Origin of the sequence: Pseudoalteromonas sp. CO342X (assembly GCF_004208915.1) — a bacterium.
GTDB lineage: Bacteria > Pseudomonadota > Gammaproteobacteria > Enterobacterales > Alteromonadaceae > Pseudoalteromonas > Pseudoalteromonas maricaloris.
In genome coordinates this window covers 221,794-243,401 of the sequence record NZ_SGPH01000042.1, presented here as the reverse complement: position 1 = coordinate 243,401, position 21,608 = coordinate 221,794, and the positions used below count along the sequence as shown (strand labels likewise).

Below are 21,608 nucleotides of genomic sequence, written 5' to 3'. Positions count from 1 at the left end.
TAAATACCCTCGAGCCAGTCCTGCGCCCCCTATGTACAATTCACCTTGCGTACCATTGGGCACTGGCTGTAATTGTTTGTTAAGGATATAGAGTTGCGTGTTATCTATCGCTTTGCCTATCGGTACATGGCTCGTAAACGCTTCTCGTGTGTCAAAATAACTCACATCCACTGACGCTTCCGTTGGGCCATATAAATTGTGTAATACCGCATCATGCTGCCCTAAACCATAAAAAGCATCCACATGACTCACCTGCAGTGCCTCTCCACTACTAAAAACTTGCTTAACACTGCGCGGTAATACCTTACCTTCACTCGACATCTCTGCACAAAATGCCGCTAACATCGAAGGCACGAAGTGTAATGTTGTCACTCCTGCCTCTTCTATCAATGTATGCAAGGCTTCTGGCTGTCTATGCACATCAGGTGCTGCCATCACCAACGAGGCGCCTGCCCAGTGCGCCCAAAATAACTCCCATACTGATACATCAAAAATGTAAGGCGTCTTTTGTAATACTTTGTCTTCACTACTTAACGGGTAGCGTTTTTGCATCCAGTTGATACGATTAACTATTGCACGATGCGCTATCATTACCCCTTTCGGCTGCCCTGTCGTTCCTGAGGTATAAATAACATATGCTAGATCTTCTGGCCCTGCTTTCAACGGCAGTGCTGTATCGCTGGCCACAGTATGCTTCATCACTTGTTCAACGGCTAACCATTCTGCTGCGCACTCTTGCTCTGCTAATCCGCCTTGCAAGGCTTCTGCACCTGCCGCATGCGTTAAGACAAACGGACACCCCGTATCTTTTAGGATAAAGGCCGTTCGCTCTGCTGGAAATTCTGGTGAAATTGGCACATATGCCCCCCCTGCTTTCAGCACAGCTAACACCGCAACCATCATTTCGACGCTTCTGTCCATATACAGACCAATCAAGGTATTCGCTGGCATCGCTTGCCTATGGCGCTGCTGATACCTATCACGCAACTCTCGTGCAAGCTGATTCGCCTGCGCATCAAGTTGCTGATAACTCAATTGGACCCCACCCATCTCTAAAGCGATATGCTCTGGGCTTGCTAATACTTGTCGTTCAAACTCACTCACCAGAGTACCATGAATGGGATAAGTCGCTTGTGTATCGTTACCTTCTAATAAGGTCGCAGTGCGCTCTTGCTCATCCAATAGACATAACTGAGATAACCTCTCCACCTGAGGTAATTGCGTGAGAATACGCATTACCTGAGACAATAAACGCGTTGCTTGCTTGTTGCTTAGCCAATCTCCGTTGTAACACAAGGCCATCACTAAGCTCTCATCACGCTCAAACGCACGTAATGTGAGCGGATAGTCCATTTTCTCCACTGATTTCCTAAAATGAACCTGATTGATGATCCCTTCTGCCCCCTCTAAGGCCGTTCTTGGGTAGTTTTCAAATACGACTAAGCTGTGGAATAAGCGGTGCCCCCCTTCCTGTAACTTCGCCAACGATATCGCACTATGACTGTTCAACATCGCGATACTTTGCTGAATTGATTGTAAAACGCCTTCAACGCTCTGCTGTTCATCCCACGACACCGAAAGTGGTAACGTATTGATGTATAAACCGACACTCGACTCAATACCCTCAATCGGTAAATCACGACCTGATACTGTTGTCCCCACTAATGTTTGATTATCTTGGGTATAGCCGTGAAGTAAGTAGTGCCAAGCAAACTGCAACGCAACATTCACCGTCGTCCCGCTTTCCCGACACATGTTCTTCAACTGAGCTAATGCATTCCCTGTTAGCTCCAAGGCCTGCTCCTTAGGAGCCGTATTAAGGTGGCTATCCGCCAGTTCAACTGAACTATCAAACAAGCCTCTTAGATCATTTGCTTCACCATACTGCTGCTTTTGTGCTTGCCAAAATGCTTCACTTTGCGCCTGACGGCTCATTTGGTAAGCCTGTGCATTTAAGTAAGCCTGATCTGGTTTTATCTCACACGTGAGACCTGCTTGCAATGCTTCATAATATTCGTGTACCGCTTGCCCCAGTACCGGCCCACTCCAGCCATCCGAAATACTGTGATGCTCTGTTTTAATCACCGTGTACAAGGTATCGCTTCGTTTAACGATGGTTAACCTAACCAGTCCCGGACGACTCAAGTCAAAGCCAATCATCCGTGCCTCTTGCTGCAACCGCTCGATTTCTTGCTCCTGTACATCTGACGCCAATTGACTAATGTCAACCACACTAAAGTGCTCGTCGGTTAGGCTAACCCCTGAAGTCACTATTTGTACTAGGGTATCTTGCCAATCAAAGCATACGCGTAAACTGGGGAAACGCAGTGACGCCATTTGCCATGCTTGACGGTAGTGCGCAATATTCAAAGCACAATGATAATCTAATAATACTTGGACTCTATACGCATCGTCGTCTGGCTCATTCAGGTGATAGTAGATAAAGCCCTGCTGTAAGCTGCTGGCAGGGTATAAGGCTTCAATGTCATGCGTCTTTTGTAAATACTGCAAACGAGCAGCTGACAATGTCGGAACCCCATAATCACTCGGCGTTTTACGCCCCCCTAGCTTGGCTTGCGCACACCCTGCTGCCACAACCGCTGCTAACGCTGATGTAAACGCCTCATTAAAGTTGTGATGCACTAACTCAGATAGTCGACTTACCACTTTAAAGCGCAAGCGTCCCTCATATATCGCGCCAGTAACACTCAACAGTGCACTGTCTTCGTTGCCTGCAGCGTTAGTCATGCCCACATCTTCTCCTACCAAAGACCAATCTTCAACTTGTCCTGAGCCATCTCCAAATTGGCCGAGGTAGTTAAACATGATAGCTGGCAAGGCTCCCCCAAGTTCACCTTTGTTACGCAGCGCACCAAACCCTAATCCTTTATTTGGCACCTGACGTAATGTTTCCTTCGTTGCAATTAACGTATCCGCAACGGTTTCTTGTCCTAACAAACGCACTGGATACAGTGTGGTAAACCAACCTATAGTACGCGATAAGTCCAATGTTTCGTCCATTGGCTCTCTACCGTGTCCTTCTAATCCTAGCGTATACGCTTGCTCACCCAGTGTTTCACTTAACGCTAATACCATAGCGCTCAACAACACATCATTAATCTCGGTATTAAAACCTTCGTTAGTATCTCGTAATAGATGCGCTGTTACTTCTGAAGACTGTTGTAATACATCAACCATGATTGTTTCTTCAGCAGTTGGCAAACTGCAAGGGGTTGCCATAACCCCCTGCCAATACCGTATTTCTTCTGTATCTGGTTCTAATGCCTTTAATGCATGAACCCACTGGCGATAACTACTTGTTTTATCTGGCAGTGTATGCCCTTGCATAATCATGCTCAAGTCATCTACTAAAATACGCCAAGAAACAGCATCCACAATCAGATGGTGTAACGCCATAAACAATCGAGCACTTCCATCGTCATAGCCCGTTAAGTGTACAGCACACCATAATGGCCCAAACTGGTAATCAAACTCGGACTGAAAAGCTGTAAGTTGCTGGTGTAACTGCGCCTCATCTAAGTTACTAACGTCTAATGTTAACAGCTCGGTGTTTACCTCATCCATCCCATAATACTGTTGTTTATTATCGATAAATCGACAGCGCAACATATCGTGTCTCGCAACTAGCGCTTCGAGCCCAGCTTGCAATGCTTGGGGGCTTACTGTGCTAGGAAGACGTACCATAAAGGCTTGATTCCAATGATGAGGTGCTGGTAATGCCTTATCAAAAAACCATTGCTGAATGGGTAATAAATCAAATGTCCCAACCAATTCGCCTTGCTCAGCTTCAACCTGAGCAACTCCGTTCAGCATGTTGTCTGCTAATAAACAAGACAACTGCGCAACGGTTGGGGCATTAAAGATGTCTTTTACCTGACAAACATAACCAGCCTGACGCAGACGTGATACCAACTGTATACATACAATAGAGTCCCCACCCAAGCGGAAGAAGTTATCCTCTATGCCCACCTGCGCTAACCCCAACACATCTTGCCACACCTGACACAATGCTTGCTCTGTCTCATTACGAGGCGCCACAAACTCTTCGCTGTCTATCTCCGGGGCCGGTAATGCGCGTCTATCTAACTTGCCGTTTAACGTCAGCGGTAGTGTGCTTAACGTGACTATGTGGCTCGGTATCATATACTCTGGCAGTGTTGCGCCTAACTGCGACACTAAGTGTGTCGAGTCACACGTCTGCCCTTCTTGCATCACCACATACGCCACTAAATACACACTACCATCATCTCTGGCTCGGTCTATCACAGCTGCTTGACGTACTGATGTCTCCTCACACAACACCGCTTCTATCTCACCTAACTCTATGCGATAGCCGCGGATCTTTACTTGGAAATCGTTACGCCCTAAATACTCTATATTGCCGTCCTCTCGACGACGTACCACATCCCCCGTTTTATATAACCGGGTATAGCCCAATGCCCTTGCCGCATCATCTACAAACGGGTTGTCAATAAAGCGCTCCGCCGTGAGCTCTGCTCGATTTAAATACCCTCGAGCCAGTCCTGCGCCCCCTATGTACAATTCACCTTGCGTACCATTGGGCACTGGCTGTAATTGTTCATCTAGAACATAAAGTAAGACATTTCGAATTGGCAACCCAATAAGTGCGTCATCCCCTTCACACTGATATTTATGAGTACTCGCACAAACAGTTGATTCCGTTGGACCATAAGCATTAATGACGCATGAATTCTTACGAAACGTTTCTAGGACACCTTTAGCTGGAGTTTCACCGGCTGATACGAGGACTTTTAATGCTAACCCCCCTTGTTCTGCCATAATTTGTAGCAATGCAGGTGGTATGGTTGCTAAGTCAATATTGTTATTCTGAATTAACTTTCTTAAGTTATCGGCTTCGCGATCTTCATCACTACAAATAAACACCTCATGACCATTGCTTAGCCCAATAAACAGCTCTGATACAGACGCGTCAAAGGTATAGCTTGCGAACAGTAATGAACGCTGACATTCGGACGCATGAAAAGCTAGTTGTTGAGCATAAACAAGGTGTACGGCATTGCAATGCTCAATCATTACACCTTTAGGGTTTCCTGTAGTACCTGAAGTGTAAATTACGTATGCGAGATTACAGGAACTGACATCACTAACAAAAGGTGCTATTGATTCATCAGCACTACTCATTACTAGATCTAATTCAATTAAATCAGGACCATTTATCATATCTGATAATTCAATATCTAGTTTAGGTATGAGCGAAGATTGCGACAGAATAAATGAAGTATTTGTATCGTCCACTATGTACTGCGTTCTTGCAGGAGGAAAGTCGGGAGAGATGGGCACATAAGTAGCACCAGCTTTTAAGCAGGCTAAGATCCCCACCACCATTTCAAAACCACGTTCAAAATATAAACCAACTAAGGTTTCCGCAGGCATATCGTGACTATATTTCTCAAAATAGTTTCGTCTAAGTAATTTAGCCGCTTGATTAGCTTTATCATTAAGCTCAGCATAAGTCAGGCTACTGCCTTTGAAAGTTAACGCGACTCTATCAGGTGATTTACTAACTTGGGACTCAAACAATTGATGCAAAAGTAAGTCTTTAGGGTAATCAAGCTGTGTATCATTCCAGCGGTGTAATACCTCTTCCCTATCCCTTCCTTCCAATACAGTTACCGTTTCTCTATTCACTACGCCCAATGAATTCAACATCTGACTAATGGATGCCTTAGGCTCAGAGTGAGCAAAAACTTCCAATATACTTTGAAGCTCGTCCAATAAGTGCTTAGCTTTTTTATCTGAAAATAATTGCTGCTGATAACCTAAATGAAAGCCAAGTGAAACAGCAGGTAATACAACTAACGCTAAGGGCTGACTTGTTTGGTTTTTGTGACCAACATCTTGAACAAAGGGTGTTTCATCTGAGTCATTTTTTTCTACTAGGTAGTTTTCGAAAACAACTAAAGACTCAAATAATTTGCCATTAATAGGCGCTTGCTTTTGAATTTCTGTCAGAGGGTAGTAACTATGTTCATTGCTTTGGACAAGATAATCTTGAATACTTTTACACCAGTCTACTAACGAGCCCTCTCCTGTGAACTGGCTAACAACAGGAATACTATTTATGAATAATCCAATTGTCTTTTCAACATTTCTTAACGTCGCAGGCCTACCAGCTACCGTAGCACCAAAACTGATTATGTTACTATTACTTTCTTTGTGAACTAATAATGCCCAAGCGCCCATCACTAAACTGTTTAGTGTAATACTTTGATTACGACAACACTGGTTTAATTGTTCAGTTAGACGTTCTGATAGATTAATCTTACATGCGTTAAACCTCGGAGCCCCCCCCTGATCTTGGTCAGCTAATAAAACTAAGTGATTGAGCGGCTGTAATTTATTGCGCCAATAACTTGCAGTTTCTTTGTGATCTTGCTTGGATAACCAATGAATATAGCGCTTGTAATCACTCTCTAACGCAACCTTCCTCGGAGACTTCCCTTGTTGTATTGTCTTGTAATTTTCAATCAAGCCTTGCAATACCAAGTTAGAACACCAGCCGTCCACTAACGCATGATGGTATGTCCATACCATTCGGTGACTACCATCAGCTAAATTAAACGTCGCAACCCTTAATAAAGGAGGATGTTCAAAATCAAACTCTACTAACTGATCATTTTCCAAAAACTGTTGAAATTGTAGCTCATGCTCAGCCTCACTCAAATGTGTGTGATCGTAGTTACTCCATGGAATATCGGACGATTTGCAAACTAATTGCTGCAACTGCGATTCTTGACCAACAAAAGCTGTACGAAATATCGAGTGTTGCTGTAAAAGGAACTCCCAAGCCAATTTCATGTCATCTAAATCTATAGACTTATCAAGTCGACACCAAAGTTGGTTAACATACAAAGAGGCCCCTTTGTCTTTTAGACTATGAAAGATCATCCCAGCTTGCATAGAGGTTGCAGCATATATATCTTCGATTTCATACTTCTCTTGCCATGCACTAAGCTGACTTGAAGTGACAGTTGCAAGCGGGAAGTCAGAAACCGTTAAAGTTTGAATATTCTTTTGTTCTGCAAGCAACCGTTGCTCTTCTTTTAATAAACTTATTAGCTCAGATTTGTTTTGCTTTAGCAACTCAAGTTGTTGCTGAGATATTTTGCCTTTAGCAGCACCAATGCGAATATTCTCTCTCTCAAGAAAAATTTTAACGCCATTTGCTCTTAGCTCTCTTAACAGATTGAACGTATTCAAATTGTAAATTCCTCAATATTTTGTTCTTCTTCTGTAGAATTTGCCATTGAATGGTTATCCAACCGTGCAGAATTTTCAGGTTCGTTATCAATAAGCTCTAGCACCATCAAACAGTGTGTAGCGATAAGCTCAACTTGAGTACGCATAAGCGCCAACAAATCAAAAGCTGACGATTTATTTACCTTCGCTGTGTCAATCGACAAATAAAACTTCAACGTACCATCAATTAAAACCGCATTTATATAGATACCGTTTCTTTGCTGTTGCATAGGACAACGCTCATTACCTCGGTTTTCTTGAGCAACGCCAAAGGCACTATTATCAGAAAATGTCGCATCAAATTGACCAAGATAATTGAATTCAACAGCCAATTCTTGATTTTGAATCACAGAACCCTGTTTATTTAACAACCCAAAGCCAAGTCCATTGGAAGGTACAACGCGCATACTTTCTTTGACTACCTTGATCACCTCCCCTGTATTAGTGCATTGAGATATATCAATGTGCACAGGGTAGTAGGTCGTTAACCATCCCATTAATCGACTTGGAGTTACCTCATCCAATGTTTCTCTACCATGGCCTTCTAAATAGGTAATAAAACGATTATTTTCTGTCCATAAATTTAATGCGAGTATTACTCCAGAAAGCAGTAATTCTTGCGTGCCTGTTCTATAAGCTGTGTTAGCAGCACTTACAAGCTCATTACTCATTATTTCATCCAGCTCAAACTGAAGCGAGATCAGTTCATTTTGCGTATTAGCATCGAAATTTACGATACGATGAGGCCAATTGTCGACCTTTTTAGCAAGTTGACTATGCCAGTAACTAGACTCTTTTTCAAATTCAATGGATTGGCTATATCGCTCAACATGTTCACTCCACTGTTTTAAAGAGAGCGTTTGTGGTATGAGCTCTAAAGAAGAGTTTTGCTCAATTTGTTCAAACAAGCAATTCAGATCGTCCAACATTAAGCGCCACGACATACCATCTACTAACAAATGATGGAGAACAATAAACAACCTTTCCGGCTGCCCATTATCTTCAAAAAGACAAACTTTAAACAACGGAGGCTGGCTTAAATTAAAACTTGATTGAAGTGCATCAATTTCCGCTTTCATATTCTTCATCGAGGAATAACTTATCGCTTTATCTAACAGTTCGCCCTCGTTTGGTTCAAAGTACATTTTATCATCAACACTATACTGTCTCAGTGAGTCATGGGTATTGACCAAACATTCAAACATCTGTCTCAATACTTTTAGGTTTAAAGACTCTGGTACAGTTAATAAAATAGATTGGTTGTAGTGATGTTCATTAACTAACTTTCTGTTAAAAAATTGCTGCTGCATAGGCAACAACAGACTTTCCCCTTCACTCTTTTGATTAGGTTGCAGTTTATCTGGTTCTTCTACCATAGTTGATAATTCTTTAACTGTTGGATAGTCAAATAGTGTTTGTAGAGAGAATTTGACACCTTTTTTCTGTCCTTCTGCAACAGCTTGTATTGCTGAGATTGAATCACCGCCTAAATTAAAAAAGTTATCCTCAATACTAATTATTGTTCGTCCAAGAACCTTAGTAAAAATATGGCAAAGTAAAGTTTCTAACTCAGTTTTAGGCTCTACCACCTCACGAGGTTTTTGCTCTTCCTTTGGTAGCGGTAAAGCATCAAAATCGATTTTACCATTCTGATTTGTAGCAATGCTTTCCACTTGAACAATAGCCCAAGGCATCATGTATTTAGGTAACCGTTTCTTTAACTCTAATAAGAGGTGCTGTTCCAATTGCTCTACTGTTTGCTCCGAGTCGCTATATATAACGTACGCTACAACTCTTGTTCTACCTTCTACTTCGACAGTATTTACAGCACAATTATCAACAACTTCGCAAGCTATAATATTAGAACGGATATCGTTCAACTCTATTCGAAAACCATCTATACTGACTTGGTTATCAATGCGTGAGATAAAGACAAGTTGACCACTTTCATTCACTGAAACGAGATCTCCTGTCTTGTAATACCTTACTTGATCACGATAAGAAAATTTGTCTGCAGTTAACTCAGGCTGATTAACATACCCCTTTGCCAAACAAGGCCCACTCACCCATAATTCACCTTTACCACCAAAAGGTACTTCTCGCCCTTTGTGGTCTAAAACTAATACGGAGGTATTTTCCATCGGTCTACCGATAGGCACAGGGCCACTAGAAATCGTGTTCTCCCCAACTAGTGGGTATATCAGACAACCAACCGTTGATTCACTTGGGCCGTAATGATTATAGATTTTAGCTTTACGTAGCCTATGTTTTAATTTGTTGACCATTTCAAAGTATAGCTGCTCGCCCCCTATTACAAACACATGGGGAGTTTCGTTAACCTCTTTATTTTCCAAGAGCATGTTTAGTGCTACTACATGCATAGGCGTCATTCTTACCAATACAGGACTATTCGAAGGGTTTGATACATATTCTGCCAACTGCTCTATTTCTTTATTTGGTGTCGACAGTATCACCTGATCACCACAGAGTAAGGGGAGTAACAGTGATGGCACAGAAATATCAAAACCATGAGAAGTAACGACAAAACTACCTATTGAACAGTCTTTGTAATAGTTTTCTCGGGCATATACACAATAATCTGTGAGCGCCCTATGTGAAATTTCCACACCTTTTGGGGTTCCTGTTGACCCTGATGTATAAACAATATATGCAGTATCATTTGGATTAGGAAACGCTACATCTATGCTATCTTGAGCATATTCTTCAAACCAGCCCTCAGAAAAACAATCATCAAGTGTAAAATAATCGACACTTGATAACGCATTCTGCTCAGCAAATGACTCCTCAACCAATACCACATCAACATCCGCATCAATCAAAATAGCTTCGATTCGGTTTTGATTTAAGCTTGGTTCAATAGGAATGTAACTCGCACCACTCATCATGATGCCTAACATACTTACTAATAAATGTGCTTTCCTAGTACTTAAAATCGCAACGGTACAATTAGCTCCAACTTCCATTTGCTCTAAGGCTGCAGCAAGTCTTATTGCTCGGTTATGCACCTGTAAATAACTATACTCGCCAAGTTCATCAGTAATCGCTATTTTATGTTCTGAGTGTTTCAACACATCACTAAATAGCTCTATGACGGTTTTTTCTCTGTCTATATTGTTTTCATTACCGTCAATCAAAAACGAGTTTTCGTTAGGTAGAAGCTGCTGAATTGCTACATCTGGATCACGGCATATGTTTTCAAGCAACTGATTGTACCCGAGAGCCATTTTCTCTATTAAAGCTGGACTGAATAATTCATCCTTAAATGTCCACTCTAATGAGATACCATCTGCATCTTCCATTGCAGTCAAGTCTAGATCGAACCGAGTAACCTCATTGTCTAGCTGTTTTGCCATTATTTTCATATCCGGCACGTTTAGCTCACCAGTCTGATAGTTTTGCAGCACAAACTTTATTTGGCACAACGCATTATGGCTCAAGCTGGGCTTCACATCTAACGCTTCCACAATATGCTCAAATGGCAGTTGGTTATGCTCAAAAGCTGACAATATTCCTTGACCATTAATCTTTAATAGCTCATTAAATGTTTGCTCTAATTCAAAGTGTGTATGAATTGGGATCAGGTTTAAAAACAAGCCAACGATATCGGTTAATTGTTGCTGTTCTCTGCCATTAAAAGGTGTGCCAATTACGATACTTCTATCTTGGCTATAGCTAGACAGCAATACTGCAAATGATGTTTGCAATACGCTAAACAATGTCACCTTTTGTTTCACACAATAAGACTTCAATGTTTGATACACGTTTTCTTCAATGCGGAAATATTTAGAGGTCGCAGCAAAAGTTTGATGTGCTGGACGACTATTTTTTAATGGTAAGCCATGGACTTTTGGAGCTTGCGACAAATAACCACGCCAAAAGTCAATATGCCTGTTAATTTTTTCTTCTGTCAATTGCTCTCGTTGCCACCGAGCGTAATCGTAGTAGCTAATTGCAGACGTGTTAACTTCCTCTTCATTATTCTTATAACAGCCAATAACCTCATTGGTAAGTATCTCTACAGAAAGCCCATCCGCAGCGATATGGTGGACGCATACCAATAGCAAATGACGACCTTCACTCAATTTAACGACTTTAACTTTAAGCAATATATCTTTTGCCAAATCAAAAGGCGTCATTACATGCGCTCGAGAAATGGCTTTTAGTCTATCTTGCTGAATTGATGTATCAAAATGAGAGATATCTTCTTGGGTAAACTCGCACGTAGAATCGTCATGAAAATCTACTTTTAATTCGCCATCTACAAGAAAAAACCGACTCCTTAATACATCCCTTCGCTCAACGACTGTATTAAACGCTTTTGATAACCTTAATACATCTAAGTCACCATCAAATTCAAATGCCGCCGCCATATTATACTTGCATGAATTGCCTTCTAACCTTTCATCAAACCACATTCGAGCTTGAGCAAATGACGGCGTTTTAACCGGGTTAGTATCAGGTTGAATCAGCTGGTTCACGTTAGCTTCTTTGTTGAGAGTAGCAACATGTTTACTAAATTGCTCAATTGTCGGGTTTTCAAATAGCACTCGAAGTGGAATCTGAAGTCCTATCTGGGCACATAACTCATTCACAATTTTACTAGCGAGTAAAGAGTGTCCTCCTTTTGCAAAAAAATCGTCGTCTATACTTATCGTGTCTATTTGCAGGGCAGAACAGAATACTTTACACATTGTTGTTTGTAGGGGTGTTTTAGGTAAAACGATTGGTTTATCTGTAACTTCTTCTGCTTGAGGCAGTGCTTTAAAGTCAACTTTTCCATTGGCCGTTAAAGGAAACTTCATGACAGTTACGAAAATTGACGGCAACATGTAATCTGCCAATGTAGTAGCTAAAATCGCTTTTATTTGCTCAAAGAAATCTCGTTCATCTGATTTCTCAATCCAAACCATGTCACCAATATTAGGTTGTATGTAAGCGGTAATACGTGACTGGCTTCCTTCACCAACAATTCTAACAATCGCTTTTTCTACTGCTGTAATTTTATTTAATTGAACTTCTATCTCGCCCAGCTCAATGCGATATCCTCTAACTTTTACCTGTTGATCTACACGGCCAACAAAAATGATGTTGCCATCATCACGATAACGACCAATATCACCCGTACGATATAACCGCTGATTAGTCACAGGATGGTGTATAAATCTCTCACGCGTGAGTTGTTCAGCCTTATAATATTCTCTCGCTACGCCTTCACCGGCTATGAATAGCTCTCCGTCTACACCAATTGGACAAGGTACTAGTGCATCGTTCAGTATCAAAAACCTTTGATTTGTAATTGGTTTACCATAAGGGATACTAGACCATTGAGTGGTATCTTCATGAATATCATAGTGAATTGACCAAATAGACCCTTCTGTCGCCCCCCCCAAACTATGAGTACGTACACCTGGAAAATGCTCTTTAAGCATAGGAGGTAGTGTAGGTGGAACCCAGTCACCACTCATTAAAATATGGCGCAAAGACGCTGTGCTCTTTCGATTTTGGTATACCAATTGGTCGACGAGCATACCAGCAGATACTGGTACCGTATCCCAAATACTGATGCCGAACTTTTCTACACATGCTAACCAGTGGGCAGGCTCTTTCGCTTGATCTTGTTGCGGAAATACAACCCGGCCGCCACAGGCGAGTAAGCCAAAAATATCGTAAACTGAAAGATCAAAGCTTAATGCAGAGACAACCAACACACTATCGTGATTAGTAACGGCAAAACGGGCGTTAATGTCAAGAATGGTGTTTACAGCCATCCTATGCTCTATTGCCACACCTTTCGGTTTTCCTGTAGACCCTGAAGTAAAAATAACATAAGCCAAGCGTTTTGACTGAACATCATTTTGCCATTTTGAAGGTTCCTCTGGCACAACGACAAGCTTATCTATATCAATGAATTCCTTTATATGCGCTAATTGGCCCGATGCTTCCTGCCCTATAAGTATGCGGCACTGTGCTTGTTCAAATATGCCTTCACAGCGAGCACAGGGCCAGTCAACCTCTACGGGTAAATACGCCCCACCAGCCATAACAACAGCGAGTGTTGCGATCGCTTGTCCACGACCTTTTGGCAATCGAACAGCAACAAGCTCTTCTGCCGTAATCTTTGGTTTTATTATCTTAGCCAAGCTAGCTGCTGAGTCAAATAGCGAACGGTAGCTAATCTCCCCTTGTTCATCACACACTGCAATAGCCTCTGGCGTTCGAATCACAGAGTCAATAAATAGTTCATGGAGTGTTTTGTCACTATCGCAATCACTAATAAAGCTTTGTTCTGGCTTTGTCTTTTCCTGCAATGCTAAGGTTTGTGCATCATTCATCAAAGGATAAGATTCTATTGGTAACTCAGGGTTTGCAATGATGGCTTCAATTATATTTTTGTAATGTTGAGATAACGAAACGATTCTATCGTGTTGAAATAAATTTTTGTTATAAGTCCAAACTGCGTGAAATTCACCTTCCTTCTCAACAATCGCTAACTCTAAATCAAATCGACTTACTTTCGCCTTGATATTTAAGGGTTGAATTTGCAACCCTGGTAATTTAAGCGTTCTTCCATCGATATTCTCATAAGAAAATTGAATTTGAAATAATGGCTCATGACTACTACTTCGCTCTGGATTGACTCGCTCAACAACCTTTTCAAATGGTGCATCAGCGTGGCTCAACGCCTCACTCATCATAGCTCGACTATGCGCTAAAAATTGCGTAAAAGGTTCCTTTAAGTCTACTTTGAATCTTTGTACTACGCTGTTCACAAAGAGTCCTATCATATTTTGACATTGCAAGTTTCTGCCAGAAACAGGTGTACCAATAGCAATGTCCTGATGATTACTATACCTTGCTATTAACGCTGCAAACACCGAGTTTAACAACATAAAGGGGGTAACATTAAAAGCTGAACAAATGTCCTTTACACCTTTATATACTGTATGTTCGAAGGGCTGATCTAAAGACCTTCCCTCAAAAGTTCTTTGTATTGGCCGTTTATAACACAAATTTAAACTGTGAACTTGTGGTAATCCTTCAAGTTGTTTGTCCCAATACTCTAGCAAACTAGGCATAGCTTGAATGTTAGCCGGGTGCTTTTGCCAATGAGCGAAGTCAGCATATTGGAGAGTTAACTCTGGTAATTGTGGAGATGTACCTGTCACCTTAGCGCGATACAACTCTCCTAATTCTGCAACAAAAATATCGGCAGACCGACCATCTGATGTTATATGGTGTTGCACGATAATTAACGTATGATGCTCTTTATCATGTTTTGCTAGAATGCATTTCAGCAATAAGTCTTTCGATAGATCGAAATGAACGTCGGCCTCGGTTGCGATCAAGTTAAGCACTTCATTTTCATTAGATGCTATTTCAACCTGGCTTAATACTAATTTTCGTCCTGGCTGAACACTCTGGTATACCTCTCCTTCATGCTCACAGTAAACACTATGTAAAATTTCATGCCTTTCTATCAAATCATTTAATGACTGCTCTAGCGCTGCTGAATCAAGTGTACCTTTCAAGTCCAACGCGACGATATTGTGATAATGATTTGACTGTTGCTCTAGAGCATCTACAAAATATAAACGATTTTGAGCATATGAAGCTTTTAATAAGCCTTGCCTGTTAACAGCAGTGATATTACCCGAGTCGAAAACATGGCTTGATAAATAGCTAATCAGCTCTTCTTTCAACGCTCCTATGCGTTTAGCTATTTCTGGTGTTATTGCATCAGCTTTACTCTTACTTTTTAGTTTTCCATCTGCTAAAAATAGCTGTATTCCCAATTGATTTAATTCTGACAAGAAAACTTGTACATGTTCAAAATTATTATTAGTTTGCATTTTACCACTCCATCTCAACTGCATGCTCAACCTCTTCAACGCTATCGTTTAATGATTCAAGTAACTCTGCAAACTTAGTAGGGGTTGAATGTTCAAATAAATCTTTCACTTTAATATCAATCTTATACTTACTTTTTATTTGGTTAACCAAAACCATAGCCGTTAAGGAACTTCCCCCAACATTTAAAAAGTCATCGGACATCGACATATCTTCAAGTGATAGTATTTCACACCAAATATTTTTCACTTCCTGCTCTAATTGGCTTTTTGGCAGAACCATCTCTGTTTTTTCCAATAAAGGCTGAGGGAGCGCTTTGACATCTAATTTACCATTTATAGTCAGTGGCAATGCCTCTACATAAATGAACGATGACGGCAACATCCAATGTGGTAATTTCCCCTCTAGATGAGAATCAAAATCAAACATATTGCTGCCGTCACTTGAGCTATAATAGGCAACAAGTTGTGGTTCACCCTTTTCAGGCTTATGTACCACTACAGCTACCTCTTTAATTTCAGGTAGCGTCATTATTTGAGCCTCAACTTGTGCAGGCTCTATTCTGTAGCCATGTATTTTTAATTGTGAATCTATTCTTCCTTTATATTCGACATTTCCATCTTCATTTAGCAGTGCTAAGTCACCTGTTTTATAAACCTTTTCAGGGCCTCTAGGTGTTTGTATCACGGGGTATTTAACTTCATTTAACTCGTTATCTAAATACCTCGTCCCGACACTAGCTCCAAATATAACCAACTCGCCGACTTGACCAACATCAACAATCTGGCCGAGCTTGTTTATTATGTAGCATCCAGAGTGACTTATCGGTTTACCTATCGTCAACTTTTTGCCTGCAACATATTTATCACTTAACGCGTAAATAGTTGCTTCTGTAGGTCCGTATAGATTAAAAAACTCAAACTGATTTCCCCATTTTTGAGAGAGCGATGGAGAACAGGCCTCTCCCCCAGCGCTCACTACTTTGACATGTGGCCAATCTCCTACTGGCGTAGCTGCCGCAAGGGCTGTTGGGAAAATCAAGTGAGTTAGCTTGTGTTCTTCGATATAAGGAGCTAGTTCTTCATGTGTCGGGCATATATTAATTGAAGCCCCCGCAGTGAGCCCTGAAAAAATTACGCCTGAAGCGGGATCAAAACTGAAGGAGAACACATTAAGTAACCGGCTATGCTGATCCATTCCTAGTAATTTCTGGTCATGCTTAACAAAGTTACCGAGCGCATTGTGGCTGACTTCTACACCTTTAGGTTTACCTGTAGAACCTGAAGTATAAATCACATAAGCAGGTTGTACTGAGGTAGGTTGCAATTCTAGCTTTACATTGTCGGTAGAGTACTTGGCTAAAAGTACTTTTCTAAAAGCCATATCTGTTGGAATAACTCGTTTATACGACAGAAAATTAAACTTCTGTAACAAAGCCTGCTCCGTCAGAATAATGTCTATTTCGGCGTCTGACGCAATATTTTCCAAATAATCTTCTGGTAAATCTGGAACAAGAGGAACGTAAGCGCCACCAGCTTTTAGTACTGCAAGCATTGCTATAACAAAGTTAGTATTGCGCTCAGCACAGATTCCGACGTACTGTCCAGGTTTTACCCCTTTGTCGATCAAGCACGCAGCATATTGATTTGCCGTATCATTCAATGTTTTGTAGTCTAACTGAGCGTCTTGTGCAACGATTGCAACTTTGTCTGCAAACTTATCAGCCATCTTCTCTACCGCTTCATGAATATAGTTTGCACTTTCAGTAGGAAACAAAGACAAGCTATTTAACTTTTCATAATGTTTCCACGAAGAAGAAGGCCATTGAGCCAGTGGTTTTTCAGAATTATTTACAGTCACAGCGCTGAGCGCTGCTAATTTATCTGCCCAATTACAGATGGTATCATTTTTGAAAAGAGACTTTTTATATAGCCACCGAACCTCTAGCGCTTCTCCAGTATCTACAATAGTAAAATGCAGATCTAAATCTTGAATACCGTACTCTTGTGAAATATCAGTCCAGACTACCTCGTTGAGTTGGGGCTTTGGCGATGATTTTACTAAAAAGTTTAGAGCTACCTGACACAAAGGTGTAAATCCGTATTGACGCAGTGGAGCCACACTTTTGACAACCTCATCATGAGCGATGTTTAGGTGCTCAACAGCCCTTTTAAACCACGCGTGACTGTCTGATATCAATTCTGAAAAGCTAGCGTTAGCTGATAGGGTGGTACGATAAATAATGTTTTGGTTAAATAAACCGATCAGATTTTCCGTTTGATTATTACCTCTCCCTGCAAACGGACATAACATCAAGATATCATCTTCGTTGCTTAGTTGGGCTAATAGTAAAGCTATCAGTGGCTGAACGACATTAAACAAAGAGTGCGCTTCTCTTTGTGCCAACTCTTTTAATCCTCTATACACTTTACCGCCAATCACTTGTTTATGATAAGCGGCTTCATTATTGACCAACTTTTCCCTCGCAAAGTCCAAAGGTAAGCTATGAACCAAGGGTGCTCCTGCCAGTTCTTGCTGCCAAAACGATTTGCTTTTTCCTATATCTGCCGACGTATTTTTCTCGTTATACCACGCCGCGTAGTCACAATATTGTATATCTAATTTTGGTAGTTTTGGCGTATGACGATCGTGTGTCCAATTATATAATTGGCTAAATTCATCAAACAAAATATCGATTGACCATGCATCACAAGCCAGATGATGAACCGTTAACAATAAATAATACTCGAGTGGTTCAAATTTTAATAACCGACTTCTTATCAATGTATCTGAACTGAGATCGAAATTGCGCTCTCCTTCAATTCGTTTATGCTCAGCGAGCGCTTCAAACCTTAGGTTTGGACTTAGATCACTTAGATCTACAAACTCATGTTGTAAACTGATATCAGGGTTAACTTGAGTAATCAATTTGTCATCGCGTTTCAAAAACCGAGTTCTCAACGATTCATGACGCTCAACGATCGAGGTCAATGCATCAACAATAGCTTGTTGATCTACCGTACCCTCAAGTTTTAGCGTGACTGGAATATTATATTTGCTCGAATTTTCTTCTATCTGACATGCAAGCCACATTGAGCTTTGCATTGGAGTCGGTTCAACATCAACCTGTGCATTTACCTTGTCGATAATATGTTTCTCTGAATTGGCCGCATCAATTACACGAGCGAGATCTGCAAGTTGAGGGTTTTCGTAAACAGACGTCAATGAAAGCGATTTACCGAATTGGCGTTCTATTAACGCGATCAGTTTAGCAATAACGAGCGAATGTCCTCCTAGCGAAAAAAAGTTATCATCTGCAAATACTTGTGAAACACCAATCAACTCTTTCCATATATTTGCAAGTTCAACTTCTGTATTTGTAGATAAAGGTAGTCGTTCAACAAAAGCCGTATCTTGTAATGTATCCATTAGTCGCTGTTTGTCTACTTTACCATTGCGAGTAACAGGTATTTCTTCGATTACTTTAATGATGTTAGGAACCATATATGCAGGCAAAGACTGCTTCACTTTAGCGCTAATCACTTCGTTTATATTTTTTATTTTCGAAGAATTACACTTAACAAAGGCGACCAACTGCTCACCTGTAGAGCATGTTATTTTATCAACTACCGTTCCTGTGACTTCAGTTAAAGACAGTATTGCAGCTTCTACCTCTCCAGGCTCAATCCGATAGCCTCTAATTTTAATTTGCTGATCACGTCTACCTAAATAACGCAAACTTCCGTCAGGGCTCCAGCAGGCTAAATCTCCTGTTTTGTAAACTCGTTTAGAGTAGCCACCTAGATCAACCACTGAAAATTTATCACGATTTAACTGCTCACGATTTAAGTACCCTTTAGCAACTCCTTTACCCGCGATCCATAATTCTCCAACAGCATTGCAAGGTTGCAAGCTACCTTGCTCATTGACCACATACGCTTCATAACCATCTATTGGAACGCCGATAGAAGCGTCACTCGAATCAAGAGTTACCTCATGAAAAGTCACATGTACTGTAGTTTCGGTAATTCCGTACATATTAATCAAACGTACTTGTCCGTCATGCTGACTTTCAAGCCAAGGAAGAATTTTCTGTTTATCTAATGCTTCACCACCCAACACAACATAACGAAGCTTGTGAGCTTTACCTTGCTTCAGCATTTCATCTGCAAATAAGTAAAATACTGACGGGGTTAAGCTTAATAAGGTTATTTCATTGTCTGTAATATATTTAGTGAGCAAACGAATATCTAACTTAAGTGGCTCTGGTACTATGTATAACGTAGCGCCGTTGGTAAGCGCTGAGAAAATTTCCCACACTGAAAAATCGAATGATGTAGAGTGGAAATTAGTAACTCTGTCTTGTTCATTCAAACCATAGTGACGGTTACAGCCTTTGAGTAATGCAAATACATTACTATGACTTATCGCCGCCGCTTTAGGGTTACCAGTTGAGCCTGAAGTATATATAGCATATGCCGTACTTTCAGGGTGTATAACAATATTTGGATTGCAAGTCGCATACTCTCTTTGCAAGATGTCTGACAAACTGACCGATGTCCAAAAGTCTTCATTTAACTCACTCAAAACCAGTGAAATCTTAGCATCGTTCACAATGTATTGACGGCGAGCTTGAGGTAGTTTTGGATCAATTGGTAAATAGGCAATACCAGCTTTAAGAACCCCTAGAATAGCAATGACTGACGCAATACTTCGCTCAATACACACCCCAACAAATTCATCTGCACTTAACTTTTGCTTAATTAAGAAATGAGCAACTTGGTTTGCCTTTTCATTAAGAGCTTTGTAGCTGATATTTGAATCAGCACCTTCAATAGCGACTTTGTCTGGATAACGCTCTGCTTGATGCTCTATCAATTTATGTAAGAGCTCTCCTTCAGACTGATCTAGTGCTATAGGTATCACTCTGCTTCTGTCTAAATCCAGTTGTTCGCATTGAACTTCAACATTATCGAGTACTTCCTCCAACAACTGCAAATAACTTTGAGCAAAGGAAGCTATTGACGTCTCGGTAAATAACCTATGATCGTAATGCCAATTAACTAATGATTTCTTATCTCCCCTTTTTATCATTAGTTCTAGGTCAAATTTACTCGTGGTTTCACCAAGTGATACGGGAGTGAATGTTACTGAATCAAGCAAAATATCATTGATAGAGTAATTATCTAAGCTAAAAAATAATTGAAATAAAGGTGAGTGACTCATTGCTCTGTCTGGGTTAACACTTTCAACTACTTTTCTCAAAGGGACATCTTGATTCGACATCGCTTGTTGTATTTGCAATTTATTATTTTCGAGCTGTTCACGAAACGATATATTGCGACTTATTGAACTCTTAATCGCTACGCTATTTGCAAATAAACCAACCAAATTTTCGAGCTGCTTGTGGCTTCGGCATTCAACCGGCGTCCCAATAACCACCTCTTTTTCGCCGCTATAGCGACTAACTAACACAGCCATTAAAGTTTGCAGCAAAATAAACGGTGTCACAGCATTTACTTTGCAAAACGCATCAATGCGCTGGTTCATTTCTGCCGAGAGCTCTGTCGTGAACATCTTTCCATCGGTTGACTTTATTGCAGGTCGTTGAAAGTCACACTGAAGAGAATGAAGCGGTGGATACTCCTGTAAGTTATTTAACCAATAATGTAATTCATCGCTGTGTTTTTTCAACTGTTCTGGGCTGTTTTGCCACGCGACGTAATCGCTATACCTGATAGGCAGTGCTGGCAATGACGCTTCTCTACCTTGCGAGATCGCTTGGTATACTTCCACGAACTCTTGAGTAACAATTGATATTGATTTCCCATCAACCACACGGTGTGGCAAATTAAACAATAACCAACCACTTTTATCATCGATTGGAACATGAATAACACGAATCAGCGGTGTACCATCTAACGCAAACTGATGCTTCTGTTCATTCAATAAAATACTTTCTATATTTCCACTTTCACTGCGCACAGATACCGAAGCAAGATCGACAAACTGTTGTGAAACTTCCCCTTCATGTTCATCAAAGCGTAAGCTCAACATTGGATGTCTATTAACCAAATAATGAATAGTTTGGTTTGCTACATTAATATCCAGCTGCCCTTGATAAGAAAAAACCCGGCATAAATTGTACTGACTATGATCAGAATATAATTGTCCAATAAAGTGCAAACTTTGTTGTTGCATAGACAGCGGAAAGCCATTATCCACATTAACTACAGCAATCTCATCGGTTTGTTTGACATCACTTATATGTTTTTGCAAAAAGGCCACGATAGCCGGTTTATGCTGCTTGATCATCGCCAATAGCTCAGGTTCTGGCGGTGCATCACTGTGAATTTGAAGGTTTTGTTGGTTTAGCGTAATCCGTAATCCAGCCGCAACGCTTTTCTCTAATATTTCTTTAATTTCCATCTTTACTA

The 21,608-nt window shown here is 40.8% G+C and carries 3 protein-coding genes; all 3 read right to left on the bottom strand.

Features of this window, described 5'->3' with window-relative positions:
• The coding region (locus EXT47_RS23050; protein ID WP_130127685.1) for a non-ribosomal peptide synthetase at positions 1 to 7,263 on the bottom strand (7,263 nt) is incomplete at its 3' end.
• On the bottom strand, positions 7,260 to 15,173 hold the full coding sequence (locus EXT47_RS23045) for a non-ribosomal peptide synthetase (protein WP_165383838.1): 7,914 nt from the start codon (positions 15,171 to 15,173) through the stop codon (positions 7,260 to 7,262). The genes EXT47_RS23045 and EXT47_RS23050, both read right to left, overlap by 4 nt.
• Before the next feature lies 1 nt (position 15,174).
• Positions 15,175 to 21,600, bottom strand: coding sequence for a non-ribosomal peptide synthetase (locus tag EXT47_RS23040; RefSeq protein WP_130127683.1), 6,426 nt, complete (start codon positions 21,598 to 21,600; stop codon positions 15,175 to 15,177).
• Between the last annotated feature and the right edge of the window lie 8 nt (positions 21,601 to 21,608).